Genomic DNA, 18,525 nt, shown 5'->3' with positions numbered 1-18,525 from the left:
GGTTTTCCTCTGATAATGAAATGGGCTTACGTAGGGATGGAAATCAGGCTTGCTCTTGAGCTAGGTAGAGGCGATCGCGCTGGACGATTAGCCCTTGCTTGATGAGCGATCGCAGCGTATCGACAGCCTGGAATCGGTTCATGCCGAGGGCAGATTCAATGTCCGTCAGCTTGGCCCCGTTGGACGACTTCACATAGTCATAGGTGGACTGTTCCAGAGAAACTGCATCTTTAGCGGCGGGCTGGCTACCGTTGCGGGTGGGCACAGCGGGCGCAACCGTCACCCCTGGCACGGGCACGGCAGGCTGACTGTCAAGCGTGACGGCGGCGACGGGTTCGGCCACGGCGACGGGGGCCACCGAGGGCTTGAAACCACGAGCGGGCGGTCTACTTGCAGGTGGTTTAGCTGACTTGGCAGGCGACGACTTGAGGCGGGCCACCGTGCGCGGGCGGGCGGCAGATGCTTTTGCGGTCGGGGCGGGCGCAGGCGTTGCCGCAGCAGGCGTTACCGAGGGAATCGCTTTGGCAGCGGGCTTTGCTGAGGCGGTCGATGCGGCTGGGGCTGCGGGAGTTGCGGCGGCGGATTTGCCCCAGACTTGCTGCTGCAACTGGGCCCGAAACTGGCGAAGCTCAGCCCGAAATACGCCCAACCGCTGCATCAGGTCTACGGATTCGGATCGACGCTTGGCGCGGCTTTCGTTCAGCAAAGCTTGCACGTCCTGGGCCCGCTCCTGACGCTCCTGCGCCAGATCACCCAAATATTGCTGCACATCCGCTTGCAGGGTTTCGACAAATTCGGTCAATGTTGCTACCCGCTCAGCGTGCATTGACTGCAAGTCTGCCCGCGCTTCGGCCCGCAGCATGGCCACATCTGTCGCCAGTGCGCCCAGGTCTTGCTGATGGCTGGCCCGCAGCGCAGCAACCGATTCGCGGAGTTCGTGATGAAACTGGTCTAGCTCTTGGAAAATCTGTTGCGACAAGAGCGATCGCTCTGCGGCGGTAATGTCGAGAAATTGAGCGGTTTGCGTCTGCAACTGTTGTCGAAACGCAGCCAACTGCGCCATTTGCTCCGCAGCCTGAAGCTGGCGCTGCTGAGCGAGGTCGGCGAGCTGAGCCTGAGTCACCTGCTGAAGCTGTTGGTGAAACTCAGCGCGATCGCGACGAAGTTGGGCAGAAACGGTCTGACGCAGGTGGCGAAAGGTGTCCAGCAGATGCTCAACCGCTTGTTGGCGCTGCTGCCTCTCGGCCTCCCATTGGTCTTTCAGAGCAACCACAAGATAACCTCCAAGTGATGCGGAAAGAGAAGCGGGGAGCCACAAGACTCCCCAAACGTCTCCTGCTGGGTGGGAGCGCAAGCCTTAGCGAAATTGCCTGCCACAGGAGTTGGAATAGACACACCCAGCAGGGACGAAGATCAGCCTCTAGGCAGCGGGGACGGCGGCTTGGGTGGTCAGACCCACGGCTTCGGCGTACTTCAGGTAGGTTTCGACGGAGGCGATCACCACGCGGGCTTCGACCGCCAGCAGTTCGATACCCACCAAAGACACGCGAACCCAAGCATCAACCACGATCCCTTTGTCCAGGATGCGATCGACCACTTCAGCCAAGCTAGAGGAAGAATTTACTTTTTCAACTGCCATGATTAGTCACCTACAGATACTTGAGTGGATGAGAATTGAATCTGCCTGTTTTCCCCAAATGCGGGACGGAGGCATCGGTTTCTTCGTACAGCATAGAGAGTGAAAATTGAAACGCTCCCAGCAAAATTGCGGAAAGTGTTTGGATTTTCAGTCCGCGTTTTTGATGCGGCAAAGACCTGCTCCAGCCCAATCGAAGTGACTCCGGAAGACCCTTCATCAGACAGAATTTCCAACCCAGCGCAGGAGCTGAATAGCTTGCAGCCTTGCACTAGGTCAAGATGTTTCTATCGTTCCCAGACAATGTTCATGACTAACAAGCGATCGCAAAATATCAGGAAAGGGCGATCGCCAAGGTGGCTTAATCTCCTTCAGCAGTTCGATTCCAGCATTTCTGCGGGCTGCTCATCAAATATGAAGCTTTGTTTTAAAGGTTCCTCTCTGGACTGAAACATCGATTCTTTTCAATGGTTGGCTCGGTCAGGATTAACGGCCTAAATGCAGCGTTAGGATAGGACTAAAAAAGAGCTTAAATAAGCAAAAATACAATCGCTTTTCATTAAGAGATACGATATTCAGACATTTTTTTCGTTCGGCTATTTCTGTCTGAAAGACTCTGAAATGGTTCCGTATGATTACGGAATCAAGGATTTATAAAACGTCATTTTCGCCGGATGTAATTACAAAATGACAAAAGCTGCGATCGCAAGTCGAGTCGCTACACCCCACCGAACATTGCCGGACTGAGTGTGCCCTCATCCCCCAGCCTCTTCGGGTGCATCCCAGTTCTGCAAGTTTGCCCTCATCCCCCAGCTCCTTCTCCCAAAACGGGAGAAGGGGAGCCGGATTGGAAGTCCCTCTCCCGCTGTGGGAGCGGGATTTAGGGTGAGGGGTACAAAAGTGGGATGCACCCTTTCAGACACAGTTTGCCGATTTGCTGACAAAAGGTGCCATTCCTAATGCAATCCCTTTGGGGGCAAGCATCTGTGGGTATTGCCCACCTGCAATCTGCAAGGGGATCGGTTAGGCTGAAAAAGGGGCATCTCATGCGTTTACCGTTTATTTGATCCATATCTGACCAGTCCTAAGGGAGACCCTGAGCCATGTTGCCCAGGGCAGCCTTCCCAGACGGCTTTTACAAATGCGTTGCCCCTAAGCATTGAAGTCTATGGCGGATTTCTCCTCATCTGTCTCCCCTTCTGATAGTCTGCTGGCCCGCCTTATTCAACCTGACCTGACGCGCCACGTCGAATCTCTGTCAGACGACCAGTTTACCCAACTGCTCCAGCAGCTAACGCAAGAGTTTCAGTACTATCTGCGGGCGATCGCCCTGATCAACAACGATGCCCTCGAAACGCTGCTGGAGCAAGTCCTAGAAGCGATCACCTTGAAGGTGGGGCAGGTGTTGCAGGCGGAGCGCACCACAATTTTTCTGGTGGACGTGGAGAAGGCGCAACTCTGGTCCAAGGTCGCCCAGGGCGACTGTTTTCAGGCGAACTCAGAGGGCGATCGCACGATCGAAATCCGCCTGCCGCTGAACGAGGGCATTGCGGGCTATGTTGCCACGACAGGCAAGAGTCTGAATATTTCCGATGCTTACCAGCATCCGCTGTTCAACCCCAGCATCGATCGGCAGACGGGCTATCGCACGCGCAATATCCTGTGTATGCCGATTTTCGACACGCAGGATCAGGTGGTGGCGATCGCCCAACTGCTGAACAAGCGCGGGGTTCAGCCCTTCGATCCGCAAGACGAAGCCCATTTTCGCAACTTTGCTCACTCCATTGGGGTGATTTTGGAAAGCTGCAATTCGTTTTACATGGCAGCACGAAACCAACGCGGCGCAACGGCCTTGCTGAATGCCACAACACTGCTGGCCCAAAGCCTAGAGTTGGAAAAAACCCTCCAAGCGGTGATGGACGAAGCCCGTAAGCTCATGCGGGCCGACCGCAGCACGCTGTTTCTGCTCGATCGCGATCGCCAAGATCTCTGGTCCAAGGTGCCCACTGCCGACCGCACGCAACTGCTTGAAATTCGCATTCCCATGAACCGAGGCATCGTCGGCTTTGTTGCCAGCACCGGGCAGGTCGTCAATGTTGAGAATGCCTACGAAGACCCGCGCTTTGACCCTACCACCGACCTCAAGACCGGGTACAAAACCCGCACCATCCTCTCCATGCCCGTGTTCAACTCGGCAGGAAAGCTGATCGGTGTAACGCAGCTCATCAATAAATATCAGGGCAGCTTTACCCGTTCCGATGAAGAATTCATGCAGGCCTTCAACACCCAGGCCGGCATCGCGCTAGAAAATGCCCAACTGTTTGAGCGAGTGCTGCTGGAAAAGCAATATCAAAAAGACATCCTGCAAAGCCTGTCTGATGCAGTGATTTCAACCGATTTGCAGGGCAATGTTGTGACCATTAACGACGCAGCACTGGCGCTGTTGGGATGCCCAATTGGCGATGCCAGCGCTGAGGCAGATTTATGGCGCGAGCATCTGCTGCATCGCCCCGTGTGGGAGGTAATTCCCATCGACAATCTGCAATTGCGCCTGCAAGACAGCCTGCAATCTGGCGCTCGCCACTACGTGCCTGAACAAAGCCTAGAGGTGGGGCTATTGGAACTCCCTAAGCATTCGCCGCTTGACCCGACGGTTTCTCCCGCTCTCTTGCTGCCGCCGGGCCTCACCCATGCCCTGGTGGTGGGCGATCGCCAAACCCCAGACCAATATCTGCTGTGGAACAATCCCGCCACGCCGCTCACACCCACGGCCGCAGGACTTGGCGTGGTGCCCTCGATCCGCCCCATCGAACACAGTGTCAACCTGACGGTGAACCCGCTTACCAATCCCGACGGCAAGGTGCTGGGCGGATTGGTGGTGCTAGAAGACATTAGCCAGGAAAAGCGGATGAAGGCCACTATGTATCGCTATATGACACCGGGCGTGGCGGAACGAGTCATGGCGCTGGGCGACGATGCGCTGATGGTGGGCGAACGCAAGGACGTGACGATTCTGTTTTCCGACATTCGTGGCTACACCTCGCTCACCGAAAAGATGGAAGCGGCGGACGTGGTGACGCTGCTCAACGACTATTTTGAGACGATGGTGGAAGCGGTGTTTACCTACGAGGGCACGCTGGATAAGTTCATTGGCGACGCGCTGATGGCAGTGTTTGGTGCGCCCTTGCCCCTACCTAACCACCCCTGGATGGCGGTGCAGTCGGCGCTAGACATGCGGCGACGGCTGAAGGAATTTAACGAACACCGCCGTCTGGCAAACCAGCCCATCATCCGCATCGGCATCGGCATTAGCTCTGGCGAAGTGGTTTCTGGCAACATCGGCTCTCAAAAGCGAATGGACTATACCGTGATTGGCGATGGCGTGGACATTAGCGCCCGACTGGAAGGCGTGACCAAGGAATACGGCTGCGACATTATCCTCAGCGAGTATACCTACAAGCTCTGCCGCGATCAGGTGTGGGTGCGGGAACTCGACCGTATTCGCGTCAAGGGCAAGACGATTCCAATCAATATCTACGAGCTAATTGGCGATCGCACGCAACCCCTCCCGCCAGAGACCGCCGCGTTTCTAGAACACTACGCCGCCGGCCGCGTTGCCTACAACCATTTGCGGTTTTATGAGGCATTGCAGCACTTTGAACGGGCACAGGACATCAAGCCGGGCGATCGCGCGGTTCAGGTTCACCTAGAACGGGCCCGCGAATTTCTGCTTACCCCGCCAGCCGACGACTGGGACGGCGTTCACACCATGACGACAAAGTGAGGGGTGAAGTATCCAAAGAGCAGAAAAAATCTAAAAGGCAGAAAAAATAAAAGCGCCGCATAACTCCAGTGGTTACACAGCGCTTTCGTGACTCAAAACATCAGGAGCAGTCAGCGTGCGGCTCAACGAAACCACAAGCCGCTTCCAATACTGGCTCCTGTTCTCTGAACCCCAACCTTAGCAATCGTAGTAGAGCGAGAACTCGTAGGGGTGTGGACGCAGACGCATCGGGTTCACCTCGTTGTCCAGCTTGTACTGAATCCAGGTGTTGATCAGGTCTTCGGTGAAGACACCGCCCACCGTCAGGAACTCGTGGTCTTTCTCTAGGCACTCCAGCGCATCTTCCAGCGAGCCAGGGGTCGAAGGAATCTTCGCCAGTTCTTCCGGGCTGAGGTCGTAGATGTCCACATCCAGAGGCTCACCCGGATCGATCTGGTTCTTGATGCCGTCGATGCCCGCACAGAGCATGGCTGCAAACGCCAAGTATGGGTTAGAAGTCGCGTCGGGGCAGCGGAACTCCAGACGCTTTGCCTTCGGATTGGAACCCGACAGCGGAATCCGCACCGACGCGGAACGGTTGCCCTGGGAGTAGGCCAGGTTCACCGGAGCCTCGAAACCGGGCACCAGACGCTTGTAGGAGTTCGTCGTCGGGTTGGTGAAGGCCAGCAGCGCCGGAGCGTGCTTTAGAATGCCGCCGATATACCACAGCGCCATCTGGCTCAGCCCCGCATAGCCGTCGCCCGCAAACAGGGGTTGCCCGTCCTTCCAGATGGACTGGTGGGTGTGCATTCCGGAGCCGTTGTCGTTAAACACGGGCTTGGGCATGAAGGTGACGGTCTTGCCATACTTCCGGGCGACGTTCTTGATGACGTACTTGTAAATCATCAGGTTGTCGGCCGATTGAACCAAGGTGTCAAAGCGAATGCCCAGTTCGCACTGGCCGCCCGTTGCCACCTCGTGGTGATGCTTTTCGATGGGCACACCGCACTTGGCCATCGTCAACAGCATTTCGCTCCGTATGTCCTGCGAAGTGTCAGTCGGCGCAACGGGGAAGTAGCCCTCTTTGTAGCGGGGCTTGTAGCCCAGGTTGCCGCCCTCCTCTTTGCGGCCAGAGTTCCAGCGGCCTTCGATCGAGTCTACGTAGTAGTAGCCTTCGTGCTGGTTCTGGTCAAAGCGCACATCGTCGAAGATGAAGAACTCAGCCTCTGGGCCAAAGAAGGCAGTGTCACCAATGCCAGTGGAAGCCAAATAGTCTACCGCTTTTTGAGCAATCACGCGGGGGCAGCGAGAGTAGGGTTCGCCCGTGCGGGGTTCTTTGATGCTGCAAATGATGCTCAGCGTCGGCTCTGCCATAAAGGGGTCGATCCATGCGGTGTTGGGATCGAGCACCATGCTCATGTCCGACTCGTTGATCGCCTTCCAACCCCGGATGCTGGAACCGTCGAAGGCGACCCCATCGGTAAAGCTGCTTTCGTCGATCTGGTTCTCGTATACGGTCAAGTGCTGCCAGATGCCGGGCAGGTCGATAAACTTGAGGTCAATCAGCTTAATGCCTTGGTCTTTGATTAGGCTTAAGACTTCTTGCGGGGTCGTCATGAACTACTCCTTCAGTGATTTGAGCCATCTCGACTCGGATGTTGTTTAGCAGTGAGACTGGTGTGCGATCGCCAAGCGCCTGACACCTGCTTGCCTGGGCATAAGGGAGAAGCATCCCCTAGCGGCCCCTTCCTCCAGCCCGTTCTAGCTAGAAGCGCCGCCTAGACTACACTCAACACTCAGAGCAGCGTCATACAAAATGCAGTCTTCAATAAATGGAGCTATACATCTCTGATGCTGATCAACAACAGGAGTTGATCAGTAGTCAGAGGTGTTAGAGTCCAGGCCTTAATTACACCTGAATCATCCTAAGGAGAGGCGTAGGCGGTTTTTGTATAATAGGCAACAAAAGCGGGCTTAACCCTGGAAATCAGTTTTGTACGATTTGGAACAGTCAGTTTTGTACAATTTGGAACAGATTGCCACTGCGATAAAGTCCTGAATAGGAGTCTTCTTAGACCCGAAGCTTGAGACAGCGGATACTCCGAAGGGTGATACAAAATAGCGATACAAAACTTAATTGCAAACCCGGACTATCCAGAGCAGTGGGGCGAAATAGGGCCCAATCTTGCGTGATAGACTTTACCATAAGCAATTTAATAAGCACGTTTTGAAACGCCATAGCCAAAGCGCGTTTCAGGCTGAGCAGGGGTATCTTGAGTGCTGTTTTAGCGCTCGTTTCAGGCTCCTAAGTCATGACTGTGTTGCAGCTTTGGCCTATTTCAAAGCGTTGCATTCTGTGTTGGCAAAAACCTAGATTTTGTCGTGTTGGGAGATTTTGTTTCATGCGGGACGCTGTCACAAGCCTGATTGAAAACTACGATCTGAAAGGCCGCTACCTCGATCGCGATGCGCTAGACACGCTGAAGTCCTACTTCAGCACCGGGGTTTCCCGAGTGCAAGCGGCGGCTGTGATTAATTCAAATGCTGCGGGTATCGTCAGGCAGGCTGGGTCGCGCTTGTTTGAAGAGGTGCCTGAACTGATTCGCCCCGGCGGCAACGCCTACACGACGCGGCGCTATGCGGCTTGCCTGCGTGATATGGACTACTACCTTCGCTATGCCAGCTATGCGCTGGTGGCCGGCAATACCAACCTGCTGGATGAGCGGGTGCTAGAAGGACTGCGGGAAACCTATAACTCCCTGGGTGTGCCGATTGGGCCGACGGTGCGCGGGATTCAGATCCTCAAAGAAATGGTGGCAGCGCAAGTCGCTGAGGCCGGCATTGCCGATACAGGTTTTCTAGATCAGCCCTTTGATTACATGATCCGCGAACTGAGCGAAACCAGCCTCTAAGGGGTTTATTTTTGGGGCTTTACCTACAGATCTCTAGATTCTGTGGATAGAGCGATTGATATAAAGCTATTGACTAGCGCTATTGACTAGCGGGGTGAGGCGTTGCTTTATCCCGCTTTTTGCTGCTATTTTGCTGCTCATTGGATGGAGGGCGATCGCCCCTACTGTTCACAAAAACGCCCACAAAAACAAGGATTCACAGAACGGGCAACGGATTCATGGCGGTCAATCCATGCAGGCATCGGGTTCCAACACCCACAGGCTATAGCCCCTGGCGTTTTTGGTAATAATCGTTTCGTTGCCGCGATAGTTGAGCTTTTTCACGATCTGAACCGCCTGCTGTACGTCTTCAAGGGTTTTGAACAGGCTGTAAAACAACCCATCTACACAAATGGCCATGAGCCGCTTGTCCAGATCGGGGACGCGAATGTTGCAGAACTTGTATTGATCGGGAGAAACCAAAATTCGGTACGGCGCAACGGGTGCATCTGTTGCAGCATTTTCTGAAGGAGCGCCAGTTGAGAAATTGAGGGATGAATTGGGGGTTGGGCGGCTTGAAGTATTTGAAGTATCAGACAATCTGGTGTCGGACAATCTGGTGTCGGACAATCTGGTGTCGGACAATCTGGTGTTGGACGATCCGGTGCCGGACAATCTGGCTGAAGTAGCCTGGGTCGCAAGCTGGGCATTGGGTTCCAGCGTCCACACGACAAATCCTTTGGGGACTCGCGTGATAACGGGTCGGTGTCCTCGCTGCATCAGTTTGGCGCAGATTGACTGAGCGCGGGCTTCGGACTTTTCAACGCGAAAGAAGCTGTAGTATTCCCCAGCGAGGGCGATCGCCGCTGTGCGTTCGTTCGAGTCGGGTAGAACAATGTGGCAAGAACGATAATCAGTCCGGAGTTCCAGGATTTCAACTGTCGGCAACCTGGAGGAGGACATGTTGGGCAAACCAGATGGGGACGGGGGATTGAGGGATTGCATGGCGGTAAAAGAGGGCAGCACCAGTCAGTACTACAATTCTTGGTTTATCACCAGAGTTCTGCCATCCGGCAAAGTACGGGAGTAGGAGGGTTGCGAGGATTGCTAAAGCAGCTAATTTTTCCTGCACGAGTGTCCAGCCATTAGCCCTTAAAATTACTCGTTCAAATTACTCGTTCATGTTGCGGTAGGTGGCCACGGCAGAGGGCGAGATGCGATTGAGATAGCGGAAAATCCAGTATTTGAAAATGGTGTCGAGGATGACGGGAAAGGTCGCAATGAAGAGGAAAATAAAGTCGCGGCTTTCAGGAATGCCAAAATGCCGGGAAACGCCCTCTAGCAAAACTTCCCAACCGTGGGGCGAGTGGAATCCCACAAAGATATCCGTCAGCAGGATGATAATAAATGCTTTGGCGCTGTCGCTCAGCCCGTAGACGATTTCATCCATAAAGGATTTCAGCACCTCAATCTCGCGGCGGCTGCTTAGTAAGACAGCGCCAAAGACTAGCGCTGAGAAGATATCTGCAAAGACATTTTTGACTGCGTTGTTGCTCTTGGCCATAGCCTCAAGCTGTAGCTCTTTGGCTTTTTCCTGGAGCCGGGTATTGATTTCGGGTTCTGATAGGGGCGGTGTCATGCCCACTAGACTGGAAAACCGCAGCCGTTCTTCAAAGCGCCGCAGTTCGTCAAAGGCTTCGTCTTCAATATCCACATTGAGGAATGCGCCCGTGGTTTCGGGCGTGCGGTAGTGATCCACAATGGGGCTGATCAGGAAGTTTTTCGTTACCTGTTGGGTTAGCAGCGGCAGAATAATCAGCAGCAGCACTAGCCGCACCGAAATAAAGGTGCGCCGTTTGGAGATGTAGAAATCCTCCATCACCTCTTGCTCGGCGTTGGGGTCTAGCTCGCGCTTGATGCGGTCGGCTGTGCGGAGGATGGAGCGAGGCAGCACGCCCGTTTTGTCGGCAATGGATTCGAGATCGGCCGGGCGCTTGGGCGATCGCCCTGCCCCTCGATCAAAGGGCTGCATTCCGTTGCGCCCCGGCTCGACCTCTGGGCGGGCAGCAAGCACAGATGCGGGCACAATGCCATCGGCGTAGCGGGCCAGCATACTGTCTACGAAGGCCAGCTTTTTGGGAATCAGCGATGCGCGATCGAGGATGTTGATTTCGGAAGATCCTGGCGTTTGTTCGTCAATGCGGACTTCGGTGGGCGGGCGATCGCCCTGCAAAATGGAGCTGCTGGTGCGAAACTCGGCCAGCCGCAGCTTGGCGATGTTGAGATATTTCCGCAGCTCGGTCTGAAAATAGGCGCGGGCGCTGCTGCTATAGTTCCCCTGCTGAAACGAGATGCGATCGCCCCCAAAGTACGTATCCTCTAGCGCCTTGATGCGGAGCGCTGCTTCGTAAGCATCATCCAGGGCACGTTCTGGGGTGCCCATCAGCCATCGCCGACTAAAGCGGAGGTACGCCTGGACACCAGAAACAATTGGGTTTGTCATTGCCTATGCACACAGATTAACCTTCACAGCGATTAATCTTCACAGCGGGAGTGGAGATGGGCGCTGCGAAGCGGGATGAGAGGCGTTGTGTCACAAGTCTGCCCTGTCTCAGCAATCAGCCACAAGCTGACCCAGAATCAGAGCCACCAAAATCAGAGCCAGAAGTATAGTATCGTAGCAAATTCTGTTTTTTTCACGGGGAGGGGCGTTCCAATGCAGCCGTCGATCTGGATCACCGGGCCATCTCGCAGCGGCAAAACAGAACGCCTGGTGCAGCATTTTGGCGAGTGGGTGAGTTCGCTGGCAAGTGTCTCGGAAAACGCTCCGGCGATCGCCTTTGCGGCCATCGGCGACAATCGCCTCGACCTCTCCGATCGGCTGGCGGCGCAGCAGGCGCAATATCCCGTGGAAACCGCCACGCCGGCCGGATTTTTCCTCAGCGAGGTGGTGCTGTTTTATCCGCTGCTAGTCGAGCGGGGCGTGGTGGGCACTCAGTTTCCCCTGCGGCTGCGTCCCGAAACCGAGCAAGCCCTGGCCACGCGCCTCTGGCAGCCTGGGCTAGACGAGGGCACGCTGATGCTGCCCGGTGTGGCGGACTATTTTTTGGTGCGGCGGATGCTGGATATGCTGCAACTGGCGGCGCTGGCAGAGGTTCCCCCAGAAGACATTGCGCCGCTGCTCCAGCAAGGGCTGGCTCCGCCCGAAACGCAGCCCGATTTATGGCTACACATCGGCGGGGCGATCGCCCAGTGGCGTGACTGGTGCCTGGAGCGGGGGCTGCTGACCTACGGCGTTGCAACGGATCTATACAGCCGCTATCTGCTGCCCGATGCCACCTACCAGGCTCGACTGGGCGATCGCTTCAGTGCGCTGCTGGCAGACGACGTGGACGAATATCCGGCGATCGCCCACACGCTGTTCTCCCATCTGCTGGACATGGGGCTGCCCGGATTTTTCACCTACAACCCCCAGGGAGCCGTGCGTTGGGGATTGGGAGCCGATCCGGCGCGGCTGGCAACCCTGGCAGAACGTTGCAGCATAGAACCCCTCGACCCGCCTGCCGGAACCCTGGGCACCGACTGGGCCGATGCGCTGGCAGGCTGGGTGCGGGAACCCGTGCTGCTGCCAGACCTGCCAGCCACGATGCAGTCTATCCAGACCATCTCGCGGGCCCAACTGCTGCGAGAAACGGCAGAGCAAGTGGCTCAGGCGATTCACAGCGGGCAGGTGCGTCCCGATGAGGTGGCGATCATCGGGCCGGGGCTGGATGCGATCGCCCGCTACACCCTGCGCGAAATCCTCACCCGCCGGGGCATTGCCGTAGAAGCGCTGAACGACCAGCAGCCCCTCGCCGCCTCGCCCATGATTCGCGCCCTGCTGACCCTGTTGGCGCTGGTCTATCCGGGGCTGGGACGGCTAATCAACCGAGAGGCGATCGCCGAACTCCTGATTGTCCTCAGCCAGACCCCCGTCCAATCTCCAGCCTCCAACCTCCAACCTCCTGCCACTCCCGAACCCGCGCCCGCAATCGATCCGGTTCGCGCTGGGCTGATTGTCGATCACTGCTTTGTGCCCGACCCCAATCGTCCGCATCTGCTGCCTGCGACGGCTTTCCCACGGTGGGATCGGCTGGGCTATCGGGCCACCCAGGCCTATGAATCGATTCGCCTGTGGATCGAGACGCAGCAAGCGCAGCAGCAGCAGCGGTTGATTCCCAGCCCTGCCACGCTGCTCGACCGCGCCATTCAGCAGTTTCTCTATGGCGGCAGCACCTTGCCCTACGATCGGCTGGCGGCACTGCGTGAACTCATGGAAACGGCACAGCACTTTTGGGAGGTGGAGTCTCGCCTGCGGCAAACAGATGCGCTACGAAATGCCGCACCGCTGTCGGAAAGCGTGCAGGACTTTATTGAGCTATTGCGCGGCGGCACGATTACTGCCGATCCCTATCCTGTACGTCCGCTGATTACCCGTCCGGCGGTGATGCTGGCTACCATCTTCCAGTACCGGGCCAATCGCTGCGCCCACCGCTGGCAGTTTTGGCTGGATGCGGGTTCTCCCCTGTGGCTGACGGGGGGCGGCGGGCTGTTTGCTGCGCCACTGTTTCTCAGCGATTGGTCGGGGCAGCGGTGGACGGCGGCCGATGCGCTAACGGCAGACCAGAATCGGCTGGAGCGCCAGATTCGGGATCTGCTCTATCGCGCCGATGAGCGCGTGTTCCTTTGCCACAGCGACCTGTCTACGAGCGGGCAAGAGCAAAGTGGGCCACTGCTGACGCTGGTGAATGCGGCGCGGGCGATCGCCCTTCCAGTTATGCCCCCAGAAGAGGCGATCGCCGCCGAACTATAATGCAACCGCTAATGCAAACTGCTAATGCAAACCGCGCTAGAGGACTAATCCAGCCAATCAATCTACGCCTTCAGCCGCAAAATGCTGGTCGTCATCGCCAGACTTTCTTCATACAGCACGTCGCGGCCCCAGCGCTGAAGCTGCTGGCTCACCAGAAACTCCGCCTTCTGATCGTTGATCGCCGTCACCTGCTCCGTCCGACAGTTTTGAGCGCTGCCGCCAGCCTCCATTCGCATACAGCCCGTCGTTTCCGAGCAGAGGATGGTGCAGCAGTTGGCGTTGGCGTTGCTCGAACTCAGGCGAAGCCCAATCAGGTCACCAATAATCTCACCCGCATCGGCAATCGGCACACCCGCCAGCTCGGCATGAACTTCCTGGTCGTTGGGCCCCTTGAACAAAATCGTGGTGATATCGTAGTCACCCGGTGTATCAGTAACAGATACCGGCTTCCAGCCCAGGCGGCTCGCAAACCAGCCCAAGTACATGTAAGCCTGCGCCGGATTGCCTTTTTCGTAGTCGATGGTGATTTTGTCTACATCGGCCAGGGCGACGCGCCGCTCTGGTGGGTCAAACGCAGCCGCAGCCAGCTCTTGCCACACCGACAGCCGATGCCAGTTGAGGTCAGCAATGTATGTATCTGACTCAATCAGTTCCTGCATTTTCAGGAATTCCGTCGCTGGGTCGGTGAAATAGGACGAATCGAGAATCAAGCAGTTACAAGCCGCCGCCAGCTTGCGAAATAGCTCATGCTCTGGGTTTGGCGTTGCCTTCCACCAGACAAACTTCGGCAGGCTAGGAATCATCAGCGTTGCCACCAAGTCACCCACCCGGTTCAGCGCCTCCTTGGTGCCCTTCATCGTGATGTATTCGCCGCAAATCGACGCTGCGTTGCCGCCCTTTTGAATCGGGCAATAGGCCGACACCTGCGCCGTCACGCCCGTATCTTCGCCCAGCGTAGGAGCCAGGGTAATCACACGGCAGGGATTTTGAACGGCGATCGCATCGCTGATCGTCGAACCACGATCGTCTCGGTTTTGAAACACGCGCTTCTCCGGCGGCAGCTTAGCCACCTCTTCCCGCAGTCGCGCCAGCGTCTCTGGATCAAAACGCCCTGTCATCCTCAGTCCCAGAGACTTTTGGGCTGCCAGCACGGCTTTTTTGGTACTCGGGCCAAAGTAGCTATCAATCTCTTCGGTATAAAAGCCCAGGATCGCCAGCAGTTGTTGAAACTCCTCTGGCGCGTATACCACGATGCTAAAGGTCGCCGCACGAGTCGGTGCAGGCATTCCCTTTGAGCCACTCTGCATCCGCCAAATCTGACTCAACTCCGCCTCAATCTCGCTGAGGGAAATATCCTTCGGTTGCTGTAAGGTAACGAGCGGTGTAGTAGTCATGGGTAATGTCGTGGAGAAATGTTGAGAAAACTAAGATTCAAGTAAGATTCAAGCCAGTTCGAGCCTCAATGCTTGTCTTCGAGCTTGTATTCGATGCCTAAGCCCTTTCTACAGCCTCCGCCAGCGCCGCCCGTCTCGATTGAGCAGCAGTTCTGCCTCGATCGGGCCCCAAGTGCCTGCTTCATAAAGTGGAATTGCGTCAGGGTCGGCCGGTGCATCCCAGACCCGCAGCAGCGGCGTGAGAATGCGCCAGGAGGCTTCTACCTCGTCGCCCCGGGTAAACAGGGTTTGATCGCCCAACATACAGTCAACCAAAAGTCGGCTGTAAGCGTCGGTGTTGGCGCTACCAAAGGCCGTATCGTAACGAAAATCCATGTCTACCGAGCGGGTTCGCAGCGACGTTCCTGGTGTCTTCACCTCAAACTTTAGCGAAATGCCTTCATCTGGCTGAATCCGCATTGCCAGCACGTTGGGATTGGCCTGGCGCGAGGCAGACTGGAACATCAGGTACGGCACCTCCTTGAACTGGATGGCGATTTCCGATACCTTTTTGGGCATCCGCTTACCGGTTCGGAGATAGAATGGCACCCCCTTCCAACGCCAGTTATCGATGTTGAGCTTGATAGCGGCGTAGGTCGGGGTTGTCGAAGTCGGGCTGGCCCCTTCTTCTTCACGATAGCCAGGAATTGCCTTTCCGTCTTGCCAGCCCGCGGAGTATTGTCCCCGAATCGCACCCTTGCCGATTTCAATCTCTTCAGCCAGGTGAGTCGCTTGCAGCACCTTCACTTTTTCGTTGCGGATGCTGTCAGCATCGAGCGAGTTGGGTGGCTCCATCGCCGTTAGACAAAAGAGCTGCATGAGATGGTTCTGCACCATATCCCGCAAAGCTCCAGACGTTTCGTAGTAGCCTGCTCGTCCCTCCAGCCCGACGCGCTCTGCCACCGTGATTTGCACATGGTCTACGTATTGACGGTTCCACAGCGGCTCAAAGATGGCATTGGCAAAGCGAAACACCATCAGGTTTTGGACTGTTTCTTTGCCGAGGTAGTGGTCGATGCGGTAGACCTGATTTTCGTTGCACACATGCTGCACAACTTGGTTGAGCGCCTGAGCAGAGATCAGGTCTTTGCCAAAGGGTTTTTCAATCACTAGGCGATGCTTTTCGGGATCGGGCAGCATTCCGGCTGCGCCCAGTTGCTCGATCGCCCCAGAGAAGAAGCGGGGGGCCACCGCCAGGTAGAATACCCGGTTGCCACGGGTACCGCGGGTATCATCCAGGTTTGCCAGGAAGTTCTTCAAGCCCTGATAGCTCACTGGGTCGTCCATGTCGGCGGGAAAATAGTACAGCCCGCGAGCAAAGTCGTCCCAGACTTCTTGTTTGCCTAGCCCACCGCCAAACTCTTCGACCCCAATCCGCATCTGCTCTCGGAAATAGTCGTTGCTCCAATCCCGTCGGGCTACGCCAACGATGGTGAGTTCGGGCGGCAGACGACGCTCCAGTTTCATTTGGTAGATCGCAGGGATCAGCTTGCGCTGGGTGAGGTCACCGCTGGCACCAAAGATGACTAGGATCTGGGGTTCGGGAATGCGGTCTTGCTGAAGACCAACGCGGAGGGGGTTTTCTAGAAGCGTGACCATAGACAAGGTTGGGGGTGCGTAGAGTGTGCGTAGATTGGGTTGGATGGGAGGTTGAGGACGGGTGGAAGAAGCTTTGAGGGGCGATCGCCCAGATGTTATTTCCAGATATTGCTTCTAGATGCCAGCCCGCAGGACGCGCTCACCCTTGACCTTTGATCCTGACGGGCGTTTCTGAATCTGCCCTGCGCTCCAGATGAGATTTCGCAGATTCCATCAACAGGCTCTAGACCGAAAACCTCGTGAAACAGCGAAAGCCATTCCTTATCACACCACCTTCTTCCGGTTCAACTTGGTTTTCTGTTTGACAACCCAGCAAACCTTAATGTGGGCTTTAGGAATGGCCGGTTGCCGCCCACTAAGACCGCACGGAGATCACAGGATTTTGCTGTTCACGCTGCCGCTCACGGATGAAGGATTCCACCAGCGCCACATCCTCGGTGCTGCCGATAATCAGCGGCGTGCGAGCGTGAACCTGATTGGGCACCACGTCTAGAATGTCCTGAGTGCCGTTGCTGGCGCGTCCACCGGCCTGCTCGATGAGGAATGCCAGCGGCGCAGATTCGTAGAGCAATCGCAGCTTGCCTTCGGGCTTTTTCACCGTGCCGGGATAGAGGAACACGCCGCCCTGAAACAGAATGCGGTGAAAGTCGCCCACCAGCGCCCCACCGTAGCGGGCGGTGTAGCCTTCATGGCGATGCACATAGCGGATATAGTCCCGAATCGACTCGTCCCACTGCCAGAAGTTGCCCTCGTTGACGCTGTAGATGGGGCCATGCTCCGGCACGCGGATGTTCTCGTTTGACAGGACAAATTCGCCCAGGGTCGGGTCGAGCGTAAAGGCGTGAACCCCTGTGCCAATGGAGTAGATCAGCATCGTGCTGGGGCCATAGAGGACATAGCCCGCGGCAATTTGCCCGCGCCCGCTTTGCAGCAAGTCTTGCCCGGTTTCATCTATATCTGGGTCGCTCTGTCGTCGAATCGCAAAGATTGACCCGACGTTAATATTCACGTCTAGATTCGAGGAGCCGTCGATCGGGTCATAGAGCAGGGTATAACGACCGATGGGGCAGTTTTCGGGAATGTGATAGGGCTTCTCCATTTCTTCGGACGCAAGGCGGCAGACCAGCCCGCTTTGTTCAAACACGGAGATAAACACCTGGTTGGCGTATACGTCCATTTTTTTGACGGCTTCGCCCTGGACGTTAGTTTGCCCAGTGAAGCCGAGAGCGTCGTCCATCAGGCCAGCCCGCGTGAGGCGACGGGCGATCAGCTTGGCGGCCAGGGCGATGCGACTCATCAAGGCGCTGAGGTCTTGGGCTTCGGGCGAAAAGTCCTGAAACTGCTTGAGGACGTGCCGCGATAGGGTCATGCAGTCGCGGTCGAGGGCCAGCTTGTGGCTTAAATCCAGCATGGGATCGCCTTCAGACATGGGATTCTCCTGCAAAACGCTCCCGGTGATGTGGCGATCGCCCATGTCTTCGCCAACTCAACAGGGCGATCGCCTCCGGATTTCACCCTCTATCTTAGGGAGGTCTGTTCGGAACTGACTCGAACTTTAGACGAACTATAGAAAGCCGCGATGGAAAACTGCAACGAAAAAAGCAGATACGCCGTACCTGCCTTTTCATCGAGTTTTACCAGCTCACGCCGCGCCTACTTGTTGGGCTGGGGGGTCATCCGCAGGTAGGGGCGAATTTCGTTCACGCCTTTGGGGAACTTCTGCTTCGCCTCTTCAGTGGGGATCGAGGGCACCACCACCACGTCTTCGCCGTCCTTCCAGTCGGCCGGCGTAGCCACACCGTAGTTGTCGGTCAGTTGCAGCGAGTCAATCACACGCAGAATTTCGTCAAAGTTGCGGCCGGTGCTGGGGGGATAGGTCAAAGACAACCGCAGTTTCTTGGCGGGGTCGATCACAAACACGGTTCGCACCGTCAGCATGGCGTTGGCGTTGGGGTGGATCATGTCGTATAGGTCAGATACGACGCGATCGGGATCAGCCAGGATGGGATAGTTTAGCTTCGTGTTTTGGGTTTCTTCGATGTCGCCCACCCAGCCTGCATGAGAATCCACATCATCGACGCTGAGGGCGATGACTTTCACGTTGCGCTTGTCAAATTCGGGCTTGAGGTTTGCCACGCGGCCCAGTTCGGTGGTGCAAACGGGGGTAAAGTCCTTGGGGTGAGAAAAGAGAACCACCCAGCTATCGCCAGCCCACTCGTAGAAGTTGATATCGCCTTCGGTGGACTTTTGGGTGAAGTTAGGAACGGTGTCACCAAGTCGGAGTGCCATAGTAAAGAATTCCTGTAGTAAGAGTAACAATCTGAGGGTATCTACATCATCCCACAAAGTAC

Annotated in this window: 12 protein-coding genes; 3 read left to right on the top strand and 9 right to left on the bottom strand. The window is 56.3% G+C overall.

Annotation, left to right across the window (positions count from 1 at the left end; genetic code table 11):
* Nucleotides 1–43: 43 nt before the first annotated feature.
* Nucleotides 44–1,273 (bottom strand): hypothetical protein, encoded by a 1,230-nt coding sequence (locus IGS16_RS01665; protein WP_297082771.1) that lies wholly within the window; start codon nucleotides 1,271–1,273, stop codon nucleotides 44–46.
* Nucleotides 1,274–1,420: 147 nt separating this feature from the next.
* Nucleotides 1,421–1,639: a gas vesicle structural protein GvpA gene (gene gvpA / locus IGS16_RS01660; protein WP_068510916.1), complete on the bottom strand. Its 219-nt coding sequence runs from the start codon at nucleotides 1,637–1,639 to the stop codon at nucleotides 1,421–1,423.
* Between the two features lie 1,165 nt (nucleotides 1,640–2,804).
* Between gvpA and IGS16_RS01655 the strand changes: the two genes are divergently transcribed.
* Complete coding sequence (locus tag IGS16_RS01655; protein ID WP_297082769.1) at nucleotides 2,805–5,420, top strand: adenylate/guanylate cyclase domain-containing protein; 2,616 nt, start codon at nucleotides 2,805–2,807, stop codon at nucleotides 5,418–5,420.
* Nucleotides 5,421–5,597: 177 nt separating this feature from the next.
* Here the strand turns inward: IGS16_RS01655 and glnA are convergent, their stop codons facing one another.
* A complete protein-coding gene (gene glnA / locus IGS16_RS01650; protein WP_297082768.1) occupies nucleotides 5,598–7,016 on the bottom strand; it encodes a type I glutamate--ammonia ligase in 1,419 nt (472 codons plus the stop codon).
* 785 nt (nucleotides 7,017–7,801) lie between these two features.
* Here glnA and apcB point away from each other — a divergent pair.
* Nucleotides 7,802–8,311, top strand: a complete 510-nt coding sequence (gene apcB / locus IGS16_RS01645; protein ID WP_297082766.1) for an allophycocyanin subunit beta — start codon at nucleotides 7,802–7,804, stop codon at nucleotides 8,309–8,311.
* A gap of 225 nt (nucleotides 8,312–8,536) precedes the next feature.
* On the opposite strand, the gene IGS16_RS01640 is transcribed toward apcB, so the two are convergent.
* Together IGS16_RS01640 and IGS16_RS01635 are read right to left on the bottom strand one after the other, a co-directional pair.
* A complete protein-coding gene (locus IGS16_RS01640) occupies nucleotides 8,537–9,253 on the bottom strand; it encodes a hypothetical protein (protein ID WP_297082764.1) in 717 nt (238 codons plus the stop codon).
* Nucleotides 9,254–9,461: 208 nt separating this feature from the next.
* Entirely contained in the window at nucleotides 9,462–10,793 is a 1,332-nt protein-coding gene (locus IGS16_RS01635; RefSeq protein ID WP_297082762.1) for a proton extrusion protein PcxA, read from the bottom strand.
* A 213-nt stretch (nucleotides 10,794–11,006) separates the two neighbouring features.
* Here IGS16_RS01635 and IGS16_RS01630 point away from each other — a divergent pair, with 213 nt between their 5' ends.
* Nucleotides 11,007–13,142 carry a recombinase family protein gene (locus tag IGS16_RS01630; RefSeq protein ID WP_297082760.1) on the top strand — a complete coding sequence of 712 codons (2,136 nt, stop codon included), beginning with the start codon at nucleotides 11,007–11,009 and terminating at the stop codon, nucleotides 13,140–13,142.
* A gap of 62 nt (nucleotides 13,143–13,204) precedes the next feature.
* Here IGS16_RS01630 and opcA read toward each other — a convergent pair whose 3' ends face one another.
* From opcA to IGS16_RS01610, 4 genes are all read right to left on the bottom strand, one after another.
* Nucleotides 13,205–14,536 carry a glucose-6-phosphate dehydrogenase assembly protein OpcA gene (opcA, locus tag IGS16_RS01625; RefSeq protein WP_297082758.1) on the bottom strand — a complete coding sequence of 444 codons (1,332 nt, stop codon included), beginning with the start codon at nucleotides 14,534–14,536 and terminating at the stop codon, nucleotides 13,205–13,207.
* A 108-nt stretch (nucleotides 14,537–14,644) separates the two neighbouring features.
* Nucleotides 14,645–16,174 (bottom strand): glucose-6-phosphate dehydrogenase, encoded by a 1,530-nt coding sequence (gene zwf, locus IGS16_RS01620; protein ID WP_297082755.1) that lies wholly within the window; start codon nucleotides 16,172–16,174, stop codon nucleotides 14,645–14,647.
* Nucleotides 16,175–16,529: 355 nt separating this feature from the next.
* Nucleotides 16,530–17,603 carry a class 1 fructose-bisphosphatase gene (gene fbp, locus IGS16_RS01615; protein WP_297082753.1) on the bottom strand — a complete coding sequence of 358 codons (1,074 nt, stop codon included), beginning with the start codon at nucleotides 17,601–17,603 and terminating at the stop codon, nucleotides 16,530–16,532.
* Between the two features lie 224 nt (nucleotides 17,604–17,827).
* Entirely contained in the window at nucleotides 17,828–18,463 is a 636-nt protein-coding gene (locus IGS16_RS01610; protein WP_297082752.1) for a peroxiredoxin, read from the bottom strand.
* Between the last annotated feature and the right edge of the window lie 62 nt (nucleotides 18,464–18,525).

The organism is Thermoleptolyngbya sp. C42_A2020_037, from assembly GCF_015272455.1.
GTDB lineage: Bacteria > Cyanobacteriota > Cyanobacteriia > Elainellales > Elainellaceae > Thermoleptolyngbya.
This window is presented reverse-complemented; position numbering and strand designations above follow the sequence as displayed.